This is a genomic window from Pseudomonas sp. 13B_3.2_Bac1, from assembly GCF_025466205.1.
Taxonomy (GTDB): Bacteria; Pseudomonadota; Gammaproteobacteria; order Pseudomonadales; family Pseudomonadaceae; genus Aquipseudomonas; species Aquipseudomonas fluorescens_H.
Genome location: NZ_JANLOG010000077.1, coordinates 1 through 17,266, shown reverse-complemented (window position 1 = coordinate 17,266; position 17,266 = coordinate 1). Strand labels below are relative to the sequence as shown.

Below are 17,266 nucleotides of genomic sequence, written 5' to 3'. Positions count from 1 at the left end.
GGTGATGAGCATGGACATGAGCGTAAAGCTTAACGTGTCTTATCCGGCTCCCAAGCCAGCAGCACCGGTTGCTGACAAACCGTCAGAGGCGCCAGTCGTTGCCAAGGTGGATGCTCCGGTCGCTGATAAAAAGAGTCAGGATTCGGATGATGCCAAGTTGAAACTGGCGGTGCAGGAGATCGAAAAGTTTGTACAGTCGATCAAGCGCAATCTGGAGTTCTCTATCGACGAACACTCCGGAAAGGTCATCGTCAAGGTGATCGCAAGCGAGACGGGTGAAGTCGTTCGACAGATTCCCTCCGCAGAAGCCCTGAAGCTGGCAGACAGCCTCGCCAACGCGAGTCACGTGTTGTTCGACGCCAAAGTCTGATAGCTGGCATGAATAATGTTTGTACGTTCTCAGGACGCTGTTAACGGTCAAAAGAATGGCAACAATCTGAAGGGAGATGCACATGGCAAGTCCAATTCTACCGGGTTCCGGACTGGGTTCCGGCCTGGACATCGGCGCGATCGTGACCGCGCTGGTCAACGCCGACAAGTCTGCCAAGCAGACGCAGATCGATACTCAGACAAAAACCAACTCGCTGAAGATTTCCGGTGTCGGCTCGCTGAAAAGTGCGCTGGCGGCATTCCAGAAGTCGATGACTGATCTGGGCAAGGCGACCAGTCCTGCGTTTGCCGGTTATACCGCGACTTCGGATACGCCGACGGTACTCGGTGCAACGTCCGACAGTACTGCAGTACCTGGCAGCTATAGCGTTATCGTGAACAAACTGGCAACCGGCTCGAAAGTAGCCAGTGCTGCTTTTGCTGGCGGCGCCACCAGTGCCATTCCGAGTGGTACTCTGAAAATCAGTCAGAATGGCATTGATTACAATGTTGCGATTCCGGCCAATGCCACCTTGCAGAGCACTCGGGATGCGATCAACACCGCGCAGGCGAGCAATGGTATCTCCGCCAACATCGTGACCGACGCCAGCGGCGCTTCGCGTTTGGTGATCAACTCGAGCAAGACCGGCGCAGGCATGGACTTGCAGGTGAGTGGCATCGCGGGTCTCGAGATCGACGGTACTCAGAAAATGGGGACCAGTCCTGCGGCAGGTGCCTCGGGCGCCGTTGGCGACTTGGCTCAGGACGCATCGCTCACCATCGACGGTCTGACCGTTACCAGCAAGAGCAACACGGTAACAGGTGCAATCAGCGGAATGACGTTGAGCCTCGCTGCCGTAAGCCCTAAAGACGCCAGTGGGACTCCGACGCCCGCAACCGTGACCGTCGCAACCAACACCGCAGGCATCCAGACGTCGCTGCAGACGTTCATGGATTCCTACAACACGCTCAAGCGAACCATCGATACCCTGTCCAATGCGACCGCGGACGCTGATGGCAACCTGACTGTTTCTGCTGCGTTTACCGGTGACTCGCTGCCGCGTTCGCTGATGGCGGATATCCGTTCGCAGCTGACCCAGAGCTCGGCAGGTACCGGACAGTTGGCCGTCCTGGCGCAGATGGGTGTGCTGACCGACAAGGAAACCGGTGAGTTGACCCTCGATACCAAGGTGTTCAACGATCGTATGAGTATTCCGGGCATGTCTGGTCAGGTTCAGCAGATGTTCTCCGGCACCAATGCCACCAATGGTCTGTTGGCGCGCATGAGCAGTGCGGTTGATCCGTACATCAAGTCGGGTACCGGGCTGCTCGATCAGCGCAGCACCAGTTTGACCAACGCTGCGGCGAATCTGAAAAAGCAGCAGACAGCGTTGGACTTGCACGTGACGAGCCTGACGGCGACGCTGACCGCCAAATACAACGCCATGGACCTGTTGGTCGGGCAAATGAAGGCGACGGCAAGTAACATCACGTCGTTCTTCAGCTCGCTGAACGCTCAGCAATCCGCGAAGTAACCCGTAAGAACGACAAAAACCCGGCTACGCTTCATCGGCGTGCGCCGGGTTTTTGTCTTTTGATCTAAAGTTCTGTGATTCGTTGGCGATACACTGGTTATACGAGTCATTGTGGCAATGAGGTAGAACATGAACCCAATGTTAGCCCTTCGGCAATATCAAAAAGTCGGTGCACACGCCCAGACATCCGAAGCGAGCCCGCACCGCTTGGTGCAAATGTTGATGGAAGGTGGTCTGGAGCGCATCGCTCAGGCCAAGGGTGCCATCGAGCGCAAAGACATCCCTGCCAAGGGTACGGCTATCAGCAAGGCCATCGGTATCATTGGCGGTTTGTGCGAGGGTCTGGATCTGGAAAACAGCGCCGATTCGGTCGCTGATCTCAATCAGCTCTACATCTACATGATGAAGCGGCTGGCGCAGGCCAATATTGACAGCGACCCGCGAATTCTTGATGAGGTCGCCGGCCTGCTGCGCACCGTAAAGGAAGGCTGGGACGGCATCGCTCCGCCAGGCCCCCAGTTTTAAGGAGAGCACCATGAGTCTTGTATTGCAGCGAATCGCAGATACCCGTGAAGCGTTGGTCAGCGCGCTGGCCGAACGTAACTGGGAGGCCATTGGCGAGCTGGATCTGGCTTGCCGTTCCTGCATGGAAGACGTCATGGCCGAGGCCTCGCTGGATGAGGAGGCCTTGCGCAATAACCTTGAGGAGCTGCTCCACGTCTACAAGGAGCTTCTGGAGGCGGCGATGGGTGAGCGGCAGGCGATAGCCAACGAGATGTCGCAGATCACCCAAGCGCAGAAGGCGGCAAAGGTTTACCATCTGTTTGGTTAATTAACCTCCAGTTAATCCAGACATGTGCGCCATAAATTTGACTGTGCACGGTTTTTTGACTTAACTAGTGGCTGTTTTCAGATTTCAGGCGTCTACAGGCACAAGGTGTCCTGCAAGCGTCTCGCTTGCCCCATTTTTCGGGCATTGAGTTGACTAGGGAAGTTGCTATTGCATGTGGCGTGAAACCAAAATTCTGCTGATCGATGACGATAGCGTCCGCCGCCGCGACCTGGCGGTGATTTTAAATTTTCTCGGCGAAGAAAATTTACCCTGCGGCAGCCATGACTGGCAGCAGGCCGTCGGCTCTTTGTCATCAAGTCGTGAAGTCATCTGTGTACTGATCGGGACGGTCAATGCTCCGGGTGCACTTTTGGGCTTGTTAAAGACACTCTCGACATGGGATGAGTTCCTTCCGGTTTTGCTGATGGGCGATAATTCTTCCGTCGACCTGCCGGAAGACCAGCGCCGCCGGGTGCTTTCGACCCTGGAAATGCCGCCCAGCTACAGCAAATTGCTCGACTCCCTGCACCGTGCCCAGGTCTATCGCGAGATGTACGATCAGGCCCGCGAACGCGGCCGTCATCGCGAACCCAATCTGTTCCGCAGCCTCGTCGGCACCAGCCGGGCGATCCAGCACGTCCGGCAGATGATGCAGCAAGTGGCCGACACCGACGCCAGCGTGCTGATCCTCGGCGAGTCCGGCACCGGCAAGGAAGTGGTTGCGCGCAATCTGCATTACCACTCCAAGCGTCGCGACGCGCCATTCGTGCCAGTCAACTGCGGGGCGATCCCGGCAGAGCTGCTGGAAAGCGAACTGTTCGGCCACGAGAAGGGCGCCTTCACCGGTGCGATCACCAGCCGTGCCGGGCGTTTCGAACTGGCCAATGGCGGTACGCTGTTCCTTGACGAAATCGGCGACATGCCGCTGCCGATGCAGGTCAAGCTGCTGCGCGTCCTGCAGGAGCGCACCTTCGAGCGCGTGGGCAGCAACAAGACCCAGAGTGTCGACGTGCGCATCATTGCCGCGACCCACAAGAATCTCGAAAGCATGATCGAGATCGGCACCTTCCGCGAAGACCTCTACTATCGCCTGAACGTGTTCCCGATCGAGATGGCGCCCCTGCGTGAGCGCGTCGAAGACATTCCGCTGCTGATGAATGAACTGATCTCGCGCATGGAACACGAAAAGCGCGGCTCGATCCGTTTCAACTCGGCAGCGATCATGTCGCTGTGCCGTCACGGCTGGCCGGGCAACGTCCGTGAGCTGGCGAACCTGGTCGAGCGCATGGCGATCATGCATCCGTACGGGGTGATCGGCGTGGTCGAGTTGCCGAAGAAATTCCGCTACGTCGACGACGAAGACGAGCAGATGGTCGACAGCCTGCGCAGCGATCTCGAAGAGCGCGTGGCCATCAACGGTCACACCCCGGACTTCACCGCTAACGCGATGCTGCCGCCGGAAGGTCTGGACCTCAAGGACTACCTCGGTGGTCTGGAGCAGGGCCTGATCCAGCAGGCGCTGGACGACGCCAATGGCATCGTGGCGCGCGCTGCCGAACGCCTGCGCATTCGTCGTACCACGCTGGTGGAGAAGATGCGCAAGTACGGCATGAGCCGGCGCGAAGGTGACGAACAGGCGGATGATTGACGCGTGTTTTTCAATGCCTTCATTTATAAGCAGTTTTTTTTAGGCACGGGTATTGCTACATCCCTCGCAACGTTCCGTTTAACTGACGGTCAGCCAAGCGAGAGAACACAATGCCCCAAGCCCAGATGTCTTCTGCCTCCAATGCCGAGGGGCAACCGTCGTCCTTAGAGCAGACGAGCCGCCTGGGTCTTGAGCAGGCGTTCGCGCTGTTCAATCAGATGTCCAGCCAGTTGACCGATTCCTACAGCATGCTTGAAGCCCGGGTCACCGAGCTCAAGGGTGAACTGGCCGTGGTCAGCGCCCAGCGCATGCAGGAGCTGGCAGAAAAAGAACGCCTGGCCAACCGTCTGCAAAACCTCCTCGATCTGTTGCCAGGTGGCGTCATCGTGATTGACGGCCACGGCATGGTTCGCGAAGCCAATCCGGCGGCGATCGACTTGCTCGGGCTGCCACTGGAAGGCGAATTGTGGCGTCACGTCATCGCCCGATGCTTTGCCCCGCGTGAAGACGACGGTCATGAAATCTCTCTGAAAAACGGGCGGCGCCTGTCGATTGCCACGCGCTCGCTGGATGCCGAGCCGGGGCAGTTGGTGTTGCTCAACGACCTGACAGAAACCCGTCATCTGCAGGATCAACTGGCGCGTCACGAGCGCCTGTCGTCGCTGGGTCGGATGGTCGCCTCGCTGGCTCATCAGATCCGCACGCCGCTGTCCGCCGCGTTGCTCTACGCCAGTCATTTGACTGAGCAGGAATTGCCCGTCGCCACCCAGCAGCGTTTCGCTGGCCGCCTCAAAGAGCGCCTGCATGAGCTGGAACATCAGGTGCGCGACATGCTGGTGTTCGCCCGTGGCGAGCTGCCGCTGACCGACCGGATCACCCCGAATGCCTTGATGCAGTCGCTGCAAGCGGCGGCGCTGACCCATGTGCAGGATTTGCCCATTCGCTGGCAGTGCGACAGCCATGCCGGCGAATTGCTGTGCAACCGCGACACGCTGGTCGGGGCGATTCTCAATTTGATCGAAAACGCGATTCAGGCCAGCGATGGCAACGTGCGTCTGAAAGTGCATTGCTACAGCCGCGACAACAGCCTGCGCCTGTGTGTCAGCGACAGCGGCAGCGGCATTGATCCGGCGGTGCTGGAGCGTCTCGGTGAGCCATTTTTCACCACCAAAGTGACCGGTACCGGGCTTGGCCTGACCGTGGTCAAGGCTGTGGCGCGGGCACATCAGGGAGAATTGCAGCTGCGTTCGCGAGTCGGGCGCGGCACGTGCGCGCAGGTGATCCTGCCGCTGTTTTCCGCTGTACTCGGAGCTGAGTAAACGTCATGGGCATCAAGGTTTTGCTGGTCGAGGATGACCGCTCGTTGCGCGAAGCGCTGGCCGATACGCTGCTGCTGGCGGGTCACGACTACCAGGCGGTCGGCAGTGCCGAAGAGGCGTTGCAGGCGGTCGAGCGCGAGGCGTTCAGTCTGGTGGTCAGCGACGTCAACATGCCTGGCATGGACGGCCATCAACTGCTTGCACTGTTGCGTGCCCGGCAGCCGCAATTGCCGGTGTTGCTGATGACTGCGCATGGCGCGGTCGAACGCGCCGTGGATGCGATGCGTCAGGGCGCGGCGGATTATCTGGTCAAGCCATTTGAACCCAAGGCCCTGCTGGACCTGGTGTCGCGACATGCCTTGGGTAGCGTCAGCGTTGCTGACGGTGAAGGTCCGGTGGCGGTCGAGCCGGCCAGTGCGCAGCTGCTCGAATTGGCCGCGCGGGTGGCGCGCAGTGATTCCACGGTGCTGATCTCCGGCGAGTCCGGTACCGGCAAGGAAGTGCTGGCGCGCTACATCCACCAGCAATCCCATCGCGCCAGCCAACCGTTCATCGCGATCAACTGCGCGGCGATTCCCGACAACATGCTCGAGGCCACACTGTTCGGTCACGAGAAGGGTTCGTTCACTGGCGCCATCGCGGCGCAGGCCGGCAAGTTCGAGCAGGCCGATGGCGGCACCATTCTGCTCGACGAGATTTCCGAAATGCCCTTGGGCCTGCAAGCCAAGTTGCTGCGGGTGTTGCAGGAGCGCGAAGTCGAGCGCGTCGGTGCGCGCAAACCGATCACCCTGGATATTCGCGTGGTCGCCACCACCAACCGTGATCTGGCCGGCGAAGTGGCGGCGGGGCGTTTCCGTGAAGACCTTTTTTACCGTTTGTCGGTTTTCCCCCTGGCGTGGCGTCCACTTCGCGAGCGCACTGCCGATATCTTGCCGCTGGCGGAGCGGTTGCTGAACAAACACGTCAATAAAATGAAGCATGCGGCGGCGAAACTTTCGCCAGAGGCCCAGGCTTGCCTGACCCACTACCCGTGGCCGGGCAACGTGCGTGAACTGGATAACGCGATTCAACGGGCGCTGATTCTGCAGCAGGGCGGTTTGATCCAGCCGCAGGATTTCTGCCTGACCGGAGCGGTGACGTTCAGCGCGGCACCGGCCGTCGCGCCGGTGCAACCGTTGGTGCGCGAGATCGAAGTCGAAGCCGAATCCGCCGGTGCGCTGGGCGATGACCTGCGTCGCCGGGAGTTCCAGATGATCATCGACACCCTGCGCACCGAGCGTGGCCGGCGCAAGGAAGCCGCGGAAAAGCTCGGTATCAGCCCGCGTACCCTGCGCTACAAACTGGCGCAGATGCGGGATGCCGGGATGGACGTCGAAGGCTATCTGTTCGCCACCTGAAAATTGTCGCAAGTCAATTGTGGGAGCGGGCTTGCTCGCGAAAGCGCAGGGTCAGTTGCGAAAATGTCGACTGACTCTCCCTCTTCGCGAGCAAGCCCGCTCCCACAGTAGTTTCGCGGTGCCTGGACCTGACGCGGTGCCTTGATGGGCTTTTATAGAGTAAGTCCGCCGAGCTGGCACCCTTGTTGCTAATACCTGTGTACCCGCCGAGTGAGTGTCAAAAAATTGCGGGCCGCCCAAGAGAGTAGACCATGAGCCAAGGTATTGAATTTAATCGGTTGATGATGGACATGAAGGCCATGAAAATGGACGCCATGGCCACGCCAAAATCGACTGCCGCCGTCCCGGAACTGGCAGGCAGCAGCTTTTCCGACATGCTCGGTCAGGCCATCAACAAAGTCAGCGATACCCAGCAGGCGTCGACTCAGTTGGCCAACGCATTTGAAATCGGCAAGAGCGGCGTCGATCTGACGGACGTGATGATCGCCTCGCAGAAAGCCAGCGTGTCGTTCCAGGCTCTGACCCAGGTGCGCAACAAGCTGGTTCAGGCTTATCAAGACATCATGCAGATGCCGGTTTAAGGACGAGATTGAGTCATGGCAGAAGCAGTCGCCGATAACGTTCCGGCCAAGGCCACCCCGATAGACGGCAAACCGCCGCTGTTCGGCCTGTCCTTCCTGGAAAACCTCTCCGAGATGACCATGCTGCGTCAGGTGGGCCTGTTGGTCGGCCTGGCTGCGAGCGTGGCGATTGGCTTTGCCGTGGTGCTGTGGTCGCAGCAGCCGGATTACCGTCCGTTGTACGGCAGCCTTGCCGGCATGGACGCCAAGCAGGTCATGGACACCCTGGCCTCCGCCGACATTCCTTACACCGTCGAGCCGAACTCCGGCGCCTTGCTGGTCAAGGCGGACGACCTGTCCCGTGCGCGGATGAAACTCGCGGCCGCTGGTGTCACTCCCAGCGACGGCAACATCGGTTTCGAAATCCTCGACAAGGAACAGGGTCTGGGCACCAGCCAGTTCATGGAAGCGACGCGTTACCGTCGCGGCCTCGAAGGCGAACTGGCACGCACCATTTCCAGCCTGAACAACGTCAAGGGCGCCCGTGTGCACCTGGCGATTCCGAAGAGTTCGGTGTTCGTGCGTGATGAGCGCAAGCCAAGCGCTTCGGTACTGGTCGAGCTGTACTCCGGACGTTCGCTGGAGCCGGGGCAGGTGGTGGCGATCATCAACCTGGTGGCGACCTCCGTGCCTGAACTGAGCAAATCGCAGATCACCGTCGTCGATCAGAAGGGCAATCTGCTTTCCGATCAGGCGGAAAACTCCGAAATGACCATGGCCGGCAAGCAGTTCGATTACAGCCGCCGCATGGAAAGCATGCTGACCCAGCGCGTGCACAATATTCTGCAACCGGTGCTGGGCAACGACCGCTACAAGGCTGAAGTCTCGGCCGACATCGATTTCAACGCCGTCGAATCGACTGCCGAGCAGTTCAACCCGGATCAACCGGCGTTGCGCAGCGAGCAGTCGGTCAACGAACAACGCACCGCCAGCAATGGCCCGCAAGGTGTACCGGGTGCCCTGAGCAACCAGCCGCCAGCGCCGGCCTCGGCACCGCAGACCACCGGTGGCGCGCAAGCCTCTACCGGCATGATTCAACCCGGTCAGCCACTGGTTGATGCCAACGGTCAGCAGATCATGGACCCGGCCACCGGCCAGCCAATGCTCGCGCCGTACCCGGCGGACAAGCGTCAACAATCCACCAAGAACTTCGAACTCGACCGTTCCATCAGCCACACCAAACAGCAGCAGGGTCGCCTGAACCGTCTGTCGGTGTCGGTGGTGGTCGACGATCAGGTCAAGATCAACCCGGCCAACGGGGAAACTACCCGCGCGCCGTGGAGCGCCGATGAACTGGCGCGTTTCACCCGTCTGGTGCAGGACGCGGTCGGCTTCGACGCCAGCCGTGGCGACAGCGTCAGCGTGATCAACATGCCGTTCTCCGCCGAGCGCGGCGAAGTGGTTGCCGATATTCCGTTCTACTCCCAGCCATGGTTCTGGGACATCGTCAAACAAGTGCTGGGTGTGTTGTTCATCCTGGTGCTGGTGTTTGGTGTGCTGCGTCCGGTGTTGAACAACATCACCGGTGGCGGCAAAGGCAAGGAGCTGGCCGGTCTGGGCAGCGACGTGGAACTCGGTGGCATGGGCGGCCTGGACGGCGACCTGGCCAACGACCGCGTGAGCCTCGGTGGTCCGCAGAGCATTCTGTTGCCTAGCCCGAGCGAGGGTTACGACGCACAACTGAATGCAATCAAGAGCTTGGTGGCCGAGGATCCGGGTCGCGTGGCTCAGGTCGTGAAAGAGTGGATTAACGCAGATGAGTGATAACCGAGCCGCAACCGCCAAACTGAACAAGGTTGACAAAGCCGCGATTCTGCTGCTGTCCCTGGGTTCAACCGATGCCGCGCAAGTGCTGCGCCACATGGGCCCCAAAGAGGTTCAGCGTGTCGGTGTGGCCATGGCGCAGATGGGCAACGTCCATCGCGAGCAGGTCGAGCAGGTCATGAGCGAGTTCGTCGACATCGTCGGCGACCAGACCAGCCTCGGCGTCGGCTCCGACGACTACGTGCGCAAAATGCTTACCCAGGCGTTGGGCGAAGACAAGGCCAATGGCCTGATCGACCGCATCCTGCTCGGTGGCAACACCAGCGGCCTCGACAGCCTGAAATGGATGGAGCCGCGCGCCGTTGCCGACGTGATCCGTTACGAACACCCGCAGATCCAGGCCATCGTCGTCGCGTACCTCGACCCGGATCAGGCCGGTGAAGTATTGGGCAACTTCGACCACAAGGTGCGTCTGGACATCATCCTGCGCGTCTCGTCGTTGAACACCGTGCAACCGGCGGCGCTGAAAGAGCTGAACCAGATTCTCGAGAAGCAGTTCTCCGGCAACTCGAATGCCTCGCGCACCACCCTGGGTGGCATCAAGCGTGCGGCGGACATCATGAACTTCCTCGACAGCTCGATCGAAGGCCAGCTCATGGACTCGATCCGCGAAGTCGACGAGGACCTGTCCGGTCAGATCGAAGACCTCATGTTCGTGTTCAACAACCTGGCCGACGTGGACGACCGCGGCATTCAGGCGCTGTTGCGCGAGGTCTCTTCCGACGTGCTGGTACTGGCCCTCAAGGGTTCGGACGAAGGCGTCAAAGAGAAGATCTTCAAGAACATGTCCAAACGTGCGGCCGAACTGTTGCGCGACGACCTCGAGGCCAAAGGCCCGGTGCGCGTCAGCGACGTGGAAACCGCGCAGAAAGAAATCCTCACCATTGCCCGTCGTATGGCCGAAGCCGGCGAAATCGTGCTCGGTGGCAAGGGCGGCGAGGAAATGATCTAAGCCCATGGACAAGCATGACGATGTGACGGATCTGATCCGTGCCCGGGATGTCCGTGGTTTCGAATCCTGGGAAATGCCCAGCTTCGATCCGCCGAAACCGGAACCCGAGCCGGAACCGGAGCCCGAACCGCCGGAAATGGAAGAGGTGCCGCTGGAAGAAGTCCAGCCACTGACCCTGGAAGAACTCGAAAGCATCCGTCAGGAGGCTTACAACGAGGGCTTTGGCATCGGCGAGAAGGAAGGTTTTCACAGCGCTACGCTCAAAGTGCGTCAGGAAGCCGAAGTGGCGCTGGCGGCGAAACTCGCCAGCCTCGAGCAACTGATGACCCACCTGTTCGAGCCGATTGCCGAGCAGGACACACAGATCGAAAAGTCGCTGGTCGACCTCGTCCAACACATCACCAGACAAGTGATCAAGCGCGAGCTGGCCATCGACTCCAGCCAGATCGAACAGGTCATGCGCGACGCGCTCAAGCTGTTGCCGTTGGGCGTGGAAAACGTGCGCCTTTACGTCAATCCGCAAGACTTCGAGCAGGCCAAGGCCTTGCGCGAACGTCATGAGGAATCCTGGCGTATCGTCGAAGACGACTCGCTGCTGCCGGGCGGTTGCCGGGTTGAAACCGAGCACAGCCGTATCGACGCCAGCATCGAGACCCGCGTGACCCAGGTCATGGCCAAACTGTTCGACCAGTTACACGAACAGGCCCTGCACCCGGCTGCGCCGGATCTGAGTCTGGACATTCCTGAAGAAAACCAACCGGCGGCTGCGCCTGAAGAGCCGCTCGCGGACACCCCCGATGCGCCTTGAACGCACCAGTTTCGCCAAGCGCCTCAGCACTTATGCCGAAGCCACTGAGATCGCCGGCGCGCCGATTCTCGAAGGCCGCCTGTTGCGTATGGTCGGCCTCACCCTCGAAGCCGAAGGCCTGCGCGCTGCCATGGGCACGCGCTGCCTGGTGATCAATGACGACAGCTATCACCCGTCCCAGGTGGAAGCGGAGGTCATGGGGTTTTCCGGCAACAAAGTCTTTCTGATGCCGGTCGGCAGCGTCGCCGGTATCGCCCCGGGCGCCCGTGTGGTGCCACTGGCGGAAACCGGTCGTCTGCCGATGGGCATGAGCATGCTTGGTCGCGTACTCGATGGCGCCGGACGCGCGCTGGACGGCAAGGGCGGGATGAAGGCTGAAGACTGGGTGCCGATGGACGGCCCGACCATCAACCCGCTCAACCGCGATCCGATCCACGTCCCGCTGGACGTCGGCATCCGTTGCATCAACGGTTTGCTGACTGTCGGGCGTGGTCAGCGTCTGGGTCTGTTCGCCGGTACCGGTGTCGGTAAATCGGTGCTGCTGGGCATGATGACCCGCTTCACCGAGGCCGACATTATCGTCGTCGGTCTGATCGGTGAGCGGGGTCGAGAAGTTAAAGAATTCATCGAGCACATTCTCGGTGAAGAAGGCCTCAAGCGTTCGGTGGTGGTCGCCTCGCCGGCGGACGATGCGCCGCTGATGCGTCTGCGCGCGGCGATGTATTGCACGCGGATCGCCGAGTATTTCCGCGACAAGGGCAAGAACGTCCTGTTGCTGATGGATTCGTTGACCCGTTTCGCCCAGGCCCAGCGGGAAATCGCTTTGGCCATTGGCGAGCCGCCAGCGACCAAGGGTTATCCGCCCTCGGTGTTCGCCAAACTGCCGAAACTGGTGGAGCGCGCCGGTAACGCGGAGAAGGGCGGGGGTTCGATCACCGCGTTCTACACCGTGTTGTCCGAAGGCGATGACCAGCAGGACCCGATTGCCGACTCGGCGCGGGGCGTGCTCGACGGCCACATCGTGTTGTCCCGGCGTCTGGCCGAGGAAGGGCACTATCCGGCCATCGACATCGAAGCCTCGATCAGCCGGGTGATGCCGGCCGTGGTTTCGGCGGAGCACATGCAGCGTGCGCAGTACTTCAAGCAATTGTGGTCGCGCTATCAGCAGAGCCGCGACCTGATCAGCGTCGGCGCGTACGTCGCCGGTGGCGACCGCGAGACCGATCTGGCGATCAATCTGCAGCCGCAACTGACCCGCTACCAGCGTCAGGGGCTCAACGACAAGATCAACATGGGCGAGAGCCAGGCTTACCTCGAAACCCTGTTCGCGCCCGCGGCGGGTGGGTAACCGGCCATGGCCGTGAGCCGAGCTGCGCGTCTGGCACCGGTGGTGGAGATGGCCGAACAGGCCGAGAAAACCGCCGTGCAGCGCCTGGGTTACTTTCAGGGCCAGGTCAAAGTGGCTGAAAGCAAACTCGCCGACCTCGACGCCTTTCGTCTGGATTATCAGGAACAGTGGATCGTGCGCGGCAGCGACGGGGTGTCCGGGCAATGGCTGCTGGGTTATCACGGCTTCCTCGCGCAACTGGACACCGCCATCGACCAGCAGCGCCAGAGCCTGGTCTGGCACCAGAACAACCTGATCAAGGCGCGGGACGCCTGGCAGCAGGCGTTTGCCAAGGTCGAAGGCCTGCGCAAACTGGTGCAGCGCTATCGCGAAGAGGCGCAACGCCTCGAAGACAAGCGTGAGCAGAAGCTGCTGGACGAGTTGTCGCAGCGTTTGCCGCGCCAGAACCCTTTTTAAGTTGTCCCAAACTCCCTGTGGGAGCGGGCTTGCTCGCGAAGGCGTCGTGTCAGTCACCACCTCGGTCAACTGACCGATTGCATTCGCGAGCGAGCCCGCTCCCACATTTGGTTCTGCGTTGCACCTTGCCCCTGGGTCTACCAGATGCTAAACCTTGTACACGTTCGTCAATGACAAGGAAGCCAGTCAATGTCAGTCGTTACAGAAGTCTCTCCGGATGGTCAAAAACTGACGATTTCGGTCAAGGGGCGGTTCGATTTTGGGCGCCATCAGGAGTTTCGCGAGTCCTATGAGCGGCTTAACCAAAAACCCGACTCCATCGTGGTTGATCTGAAAGAAGCCACCTACCTCGACAGCTCCGCGCTGGGCATGCTGCTCTTGCTGCGCGATCATGCCGGCGGCGACGACTCGGATGTGCGCGTGATCAACAGCAACTCCGACGTGCGCAAGATCCTCGCCATCTCCAATTTCGACAAACTCTTCGACATCAGTTGACGGCCATGCAGGCGCAAGAGCCGCTGACGATCCTGATCGCCGAAGACAGCGCCGCTGACCGGTTACTGTTGTCGACCATCGTCCGGCGTCAGGGGCATGAAGTGCTGACGGCGGCCAATGGCGCTGAAGCGGTTGAGGTCTTTCGCCGACAACAACCGCATCTGGTGCTGATGGACGCGATGATGCCGGTGATGGACGGCTTCGAAGCGGCGCAGCAGATCAAGGCGCTGGCGGGGGAAACCCTGGTGCCGATCATCTTCCTGACCTCGCTGACCGAAAGTGAAGCCCTGGCCCGGTGTCTGGAGGCTGGGGGCGACGACTTTCTGGCGAAGCCCTACAACCAGGTGATCCTCGCCGCCAAAATCAAGGCGATGGATCGCTTGCGCCGCTTGCAGGCCACCGTGTTGCAGCAACGCGACCTGATCGCCAAACATCACGATTACCTGCTCAACGAACAACGCGTGGCCAAAGCGGTGTTCGACAAGGTGGCCCACTCGGGCTGCCTGAGTGCGCCGAATATCCGCTATCTGCAATCACCTTACGCGTTGTTCAACGGCGACCTGCTGCTGGCGGCGTACACCCCGGCCGGCGACATGCATGTGCTGCTCGGTGATTTCACCGGTCACGGTCTGCCGGCGGCGGTGGGAGCCATGCCTCTGGCAGAAGTGTTCTATGGCATGACCGCCAAGGGCTACGGCCTGGCCGAAACCCTGCGCGAGATGAACGCCAAGCTCAAGCGCATCCTGCCAGTGGACATGTTCTGCTGCGCGACCATGCTCTGCCTGAGTTTTCAGCGGCGCACGGTGGAGGTGTGGAACGGCGGTATGCCCGACGGTTATCTGCACCGGATTGCCAGCGGCGAGCGGGTGCCGCTGTCGGCGCGGCACTTGCCGCTGGGCGTGCTCAGCCCGCAAGCGTTTGACGATCGGACAGAAGTGCAAACCATGGCGGTGGGGGATCGGGTGTTCCTGCTGTCGGACGGTGTGATCGACACCACTGACGGCGATGACCGGTTGTTCGGTGTCGAGCGTTTGCAGCAGCTGTTTGCTGTCAACCGTGAGCCGGACAACCTGTTTGTCGAGATCGAGCAGGCGTTGCTGGCGTTTCGCGGCGAGCCCCGTGACGACGTGAGCATGGTCGAGATCAGTCTGCTCGACGCGGCGCAGGTCATGCCACCGGCGCCGGTGTATTCCGACAGCGGCCAGTCGTGTCCGCTGGACTGGTCGGTGAGCTTCGAGTTTCGCGGCGCTACACTGAAGCGCTTCAATCCTTTGCCGTATCTGCTGCAGTTGTTGCTGGAAGTACACGGGTTGCGCACCCAGAGCGGGGCGATCTACAGCGTGCTCGCCGAGTTGTACTCCAATGCGCTGGAGCATGGCGTGCTGGGTCTGGATTCCAGCCTCAAGCGCGATGCCGCAGGATTCGCGCGCTACTATGAGCAGCGCAATGCGCGACTCGAAGCCTTGCAGGACGGTTACGTGCGCGTGCATCTGCAGGTCCGGCCGCAAGGTACCGGTGGCTGTCTGGTCATTCGCGTCGAGGACAGCGGCAAGGGTTTTGACGTGGCGCGGGTGATGGAGCGGCCGCTGGACGGTGTCCGTCTGTCGGGGCGCGGAGTCAGTTTGATCCGGCAATTGGGGCATAACGCCAGATGGTCGGACGAAGGTCGCAGTGCTTGCGTAGAGTTTTTCTGGGAGGTTAAGGCATAATCCGCCGATTCTTGATCAAGGAGTGAACAAGTGACTGACCAACATGTGGATCGCGAAGTACTCGATGCGTTGCGCGAAGTGATGGAAGACAGCTATCCGGATTTGCTGGATACCTTCCTGACCGATTCTGAAAGTCGCTTGCATCAACTGCAGAAGACCGCCGATGCCAGGGTGTTGGCCGAGGTCGCCCATAGTTTCAAGGGCAGCGCCAGCAACATGGGGGCCGTTCGGCTGGCGACCCTTTGTCAGGCACTCGAGGCGGACGCCAGAAACAAAAGCCCGGCTGAAATCGTCGATCTGGTGGCGGACATCAGCAGCGAATTCGCCGATGTGCGACCTGTCTACGAAGACGAACGCCAGCACGCCCTGACCCATTGAATCCCGCCGTCCGGCGCTTTTCGCAAGTGCCGGACAAAACTGGCCCGACACTTGCAATAATCCCCGTCAACTGTACCTACGATCCCAGTGCAGCGGAGACCGTGTCATGCCTGCGACCCCCAATGTTCTTCTTCAATCTGCCGCTCAGGCCAAGGCGCAAGCCGCCGCCGCGAAAACGCCGGTAATGGCTGCAGACACCGGGGACAAGGCCTCAAGCTTCGCTCAGGTGTTCGCCGATCAAGGCTCGAAAAAGACTCTTCCGAGCTCTGACAGTTCGTTGAAACCGGCGCGCGACAAGGTTGCCGACAACAGCGACAGGAAAGATCTCGGCAAGGATAAGTCTGCCGCCACGCAACAGACCGTTGCCGATAGCGGCAACGCCTTGCCTGCCGACAAGTCTGCACCGACGACATCCGATGATCAGGCCGCCGCTGACAAGGCCGCCGCCGATGCTGCCGCAGACAACGCGCAGACTCCGGTGGCTGACACCACGCCGGTTGACCCGGCGCTGGATCCGGCGCTGGCGCAAACCGTGCAGCCGCTGGTCGCGGCGCCTGTGGTGCCAGCACCGGTGGCTGTAACACCGGAGCCGGTCAAGGCCGAAACACCGGTCGTGGCCGCAACCGTCGCGCCGGCAGTGATCAAAGACCCTGCTGCGTCGACCGACAGCGCTTTCGACCCGGCGGCCGATCCGCTCGACTCGTTGCCGGCGGTGCGCATGGCGATGGAGCAGGGCGGGCACATTTCCGCATCCAGCCAGACACAGCCCAAAGCTACGCCGGCCCAGACTCAGGCCGACGGTGAATTGACTTCGGCGCAGAACTTCGCCGCCGGCATGGCCAGCATGCTCGACGTGCAGGCCGACAAGGACAGCACCAGTCAGAATGGGGAGAAAACCTTCAGTGGCTTGATCGACGATGGCCTGAAAGATCTGAAAAGCGCCACCAGTGATACCCGTGTCGATGATTTCGCCAACCGTCTGGCGGCGCTGACTCAGGCAGCCACACCGAAAACCGCGAACGCCGTACCGGTGAATCAGCCGATCGCCATGCACCAGAGCGGCTGGACCGAAGAAATCGTCAATCGCGTCATGTACCTGTCGAGCGCCAATCTGAAGGCGGCGGATATTCAATTGCAGCCGGCGGAACTGGGGCGTCTGGATATCCGGGTGAACATGGTTCCCGATCAGCAGACCCAGGTGACGTTCATGAGCGCGCATCCAAGCGTGCGTGAAGCGCTGGACGGTCAAATGCATCGCCTGCGTGACATGTTCACCCAGCAGGGCATGGGCCAGGTCGACGTCAATGTCTCCGATCAGAGCCGCGGCTGGCAGGGTCAGCAGGGCCAGGAACAGGCGCAGCAGGGCCAGAGTGGCCGCACCAGCGCCGCTGGCGGACGTCTGGATTCGGCGGAAGAAGAGCTGACGCCGGCGGCAGTGGCGGAAGCCGCTGCGCAAACCACCAGCGTCATTGGCACCAGCGCGGTCGATTACTACGCCTGACACGACGCTGTATCCCCTGTGGGAGCGGGGGGGGGGGGGGGGGGGGGGGGGGGGGGCGCCCCGCCCCATGTCTTT

Annotated in this window: 17 protein-coding genes; all 17 read left to right on the top strand. The window is 60.8% G+C overall.

Annotated elements, in window-relative coordinates; translation table 11 throughout:
* The first annotated feature begins 10 nt into the window (after positions 1-10).
* The 17 genes from NTD85_RS12465 to NTD85_RS12385 all read left to right on the top strand — a co-directional run bounded on the left by NTD85_RS12465 (position 11) and on the right by NTD85_RS12385 (position 17,191).
* A complete protein-coding gene (locus NTD85_RS12465; protein ID WP_103483932.1) occupies positions 11-370 on the top strand; it encodes a flagellar protein FlaG in 360 nt (119 codons plus the stop codon).
* An 82-nt stretch (positions 371-452) separates the two neighbouring features.
* Entirely contained in the window at positions 453-1,904 is a 1,452-nt protein-coding gene (fliD, locus tag NTD85_RS12460) for a flagellar filament capping protein FliD (protein WP_103483920.1), read from the top strand.
* Between the two features lie 129 nt (positions 1,905-2,033).
* Positions 2,034-2,429 (top strand): flagellar export chaperone FliS, encoded by a 396-nt coding sequence (gene fliS, locus NTD85_RS12455; RefSeq protein WP_103483921.1) that lies wholly within the window; start codon positions 2,034-2,036, stop codon positions 2,427-2,429.
* 10 nt (positions 2,430-2,439) lie between these two features.
* Positions 2,440-2,736, top strand: coding sequence for a hypothetical protein (locus tag NTD85_RS12450; protein WP_003222861.1), 297 nt, complete (start codon positions 2,440-2,442; stop codon positions 2,734-2,736).
* Between the two features lie 172 nt (positions 2,737-2,908).
* Complete coding sequence (locus NTD85_RS12445) at positions 2,909-4,384, top strand: sigma-54 dependent transcriptional regulator (protein WP_003222863.1); 1,476 nt, start codon at positions 2,909-2,911, stop codon at positions 4,382-4,384.
* Between the two features lie 125 nt (positions 4,385-4,509).
* The gene (locus NTD85_RS12440) at positions 4,510-5,703 is read left to right on the top strand and encodes a sensor histidine kinase (protein WP_262142317.1); all 1,194 of its coding nucleotides are present in this window, start codon (positions 4,510-4,512) and stop codon (positions 5,701-5,703) included.
* A gap of 5 nt (positions 5,704-5,708) precedes the next feature.
* Complete coding sequence (locus NTD85_RS12435) at positions 5,709-7,100, top strand: sigma-54-dependent transcriptional regulator (RefSeq protein ID WP_262142288.1); 1,392 nt, start codon at positions 5,709-5,711, stop codon at positions 7,098-7,100.
* Positions 7,101-7,351: 251 nt separating this feature from the next.
* Positions 7,352-7,681: a flagellar hook-basal body complex protein FliE gene (fliE, locus tag NTD85_RS12430; protein ID WP_003222869.1), complete on the top strand. Its 330-nt coding sequence runs from the start codon at positions 7,352-7,354 to the stop codon at positions 7,679-7,681.
* 15 nt (positions 7,682-7,696) lie between these two features.
* A complete protein-coding gene (gene fliF / locus NTD85_RS12425; RefSeq protein WP_003222871.1) occupies positions 7,697-9,484 on the top strand; it encodes a flagellar basal-body MS-ring/collar protein FliF in 1,788 nt (595 codons plus the stop codon).
* A complete protein-coding gene (gene fliG / locus NTD85_RS12420; protein WP_003222873.1) occupies positions 9,477-10,496 on the top strand; it encodes a flagellar motor switch protein FliG in 1,020 nt (339 codons plus the stop codon). Before fliF ends, fliG begins: the two co-directional genes overlap by 8 nt.
* Before the next feature lie 4 nt (positions 10,497-10,500).
* Entirely contained in the window at positions 10,501-11,304 is an 804-nt protein-coding gene (gene fliH / locus NTD85_RS12415; RefSeq protein WP_262142287.1) for a flagellar assembly protein FliH, read from the top strand.
* On the top strand, positions 11,294-12,652 hold the full coding sequence (gene fliI / locus NTD85_RS12410) for a flagellar protein export ATPase FliI (RefSeq protein WP_003222877.1): 1,359 nt from the start codon (positions 11,294-11,296) through the stop codon (positions 12,650-12,652). The genes fliH and fliI overlap by 11 nt, the downstream gene beginning before the upstream one ends.
* A gap of 6 nt (positions 12,653-12,658) precedes the next feature.
* On the top strand, positions 12,659-13,108 hold the full coding sequence (gene fliJ, locus NTD85_RS12405) for a flagellar export protein FliJ (RefSeq protein WP_003222878.1): 450 nt from the start codon (positions 12,659-12,661) through the stop codon (positions 13,106-13,108).
* A 189-nt stretch (positions 13,109-13,297) separates the two neighbouring features.
* Positions 13,298-13,603 (top strand): STAS domain-containing protein, encoded by a 306-nt coding sequence (locus tag NTD85_RS12400; protein ID WP_003222880.1) that lies wholly within the window; start codon positions 13,298-13,300, stop codon positions 13,601-13,603.
* A 5-nt stretch (positions 13,604-13,608) separates the two neighbouring features.
* Entirely contained in the window at positions 13,609-15,312 is a 1,704-nt protein-coding gene (locus NTD85_RS12395) for a fused response regulator/phosphatase (RefSeq protein ID WP_262142286.1), read from the top strand.
* 30 nt (positions 15,313-15,342) lie between these two features.
* Positions 15,343-15,690, top strand: a complete 348-nt coding sequence (locus NTD85_RS12390; protein ID WP_103483928.1) for an Hpt domain-containing protein — start codon at positions 15,343-15,345, stop codon at positions 15,688-15,690.
* Between the two features lie 106 nt (positions 15,691-15,796).
* On the top strand, positions 15,797-17,191 hold the full coding sequence (locus NTD85_RS12385) for a flagellar hook-length control protein FliK (RefSeq protein WP_262142285.1): 1,395 nt from the start codon (positions 15,797-15,799) through the stop codon (positions 17,189-17,191).
* The last annotated feature ends 75 nt before the right edge of the window (positions 17,192-17,266 follow it).

Bases quoted from the DNA above. Each gene is read 5' to 3' on its own strand.
- NTD85_RS12465 (WP_103483932.1), top strand. From the start codon at position 11: ATGGACATGAGCGTAAAGCTTAACGTGTCTTATCCGGCTCCCAAGCCA.
- fliD (WP_103483920.1), top strand. From the start codon at position 453: ATGGCAAGTCCAATTCTACCGGGTTCCGGACTGGGTTCCGGCCTGGAC.
- fliS (WP_103483921.1), top strand. From the start codon at position 2,034: ATGAACCCAATGTTAGCCCTTCGGCAATATCAAAAAGTCGGTGCACAC.
- NTD85_RS12450 (WP_003222861.1), top strand. From the start codon at position 2,440: ATGAGTCTTGTATTGCAGCGAATCGCAGATACCCGTGAAGCGTTGGTC.
- NTD85_RS12445 (WP_003222863.1), top strand. From the start codon at position 2,909: ATGTGGCGTGAAACCAAAATTCTGCTGATCGATGACGATAGCGTCCGC.
- NTD85_RS12440 (WP_262142317.1), top strand. From the start codon at position 4,510: ATGTCTTCTGCCTCCAATGCCGAGGGGCAACCGTCGTCCTTAGAGCAG.
- NTD85_RS12435 (WP_262142288.1), top strand. From the start codon at position 5,709: ATGGGCATCAAGGTTTTGCTGGTCGAGGATGACCGCTCGTTGCGCGAA.
- fliE (WP_003222869.1), top strand. From the start codon at position 7,352: ATGAGCCAAGGTATTGAATTTAATCGGTTGATGATGGACATGAAGGCC.
- fliF (WP_003222871.1), top strand. From the start codon at position 7,697: ATGGCAGAAGCAGTCGCCGATAACGTTCCGGCCAAGGCCACCCCGATA.
- fliG (WP_003222873.1), top strand. From the start codon at position 9,477: ATGAGTGATAACCGAGCCGCAACCGCCAAACTGAACAAGGTTGACAAA.
- fliH (WP_262142287.1), top strand. From the start codon at position 10,501: ATGGACAAGCATGACGATGTGACGGATCTGATCCGTGCCCGGGATGTC.
- fliI (WP_003222877.1), top strand. From the start codon at position 11,294: ATGCGCCTTGAACGCACCAGTTTCGCCAAGCGCCTCAGCACTTATGCC.
- fliJ (WP_003222878.1), top strand. From the start codon at position 12,659: ATGGCCGTGAGCCGAGCTGCGCGTCTGGCACCGGTGGTGGAGATGGCC.
- NTD85_RS12400 (WP_003222880.1), top strand. From the start codon at position 13,298: ATGTCAGTCGTTACAGAAGTCTCTCCGGATGGTCAAAAACTGACGATT.
- NTD85_RS12395 (WP_262142286.1), top strand. From the start codon at position 13,609: ATGCAGGCGCAAGAGCCGCTGACGATCCTGATCGCCGAAGACAGCGCC.
- NTD85_RS12385 (WP_262142285.1), top strand. From the start codon at position 15,797: ATGCCTGCGACCCCCAATGTTCTTCTTCAATCTGCCGCTCAGGCCAAG.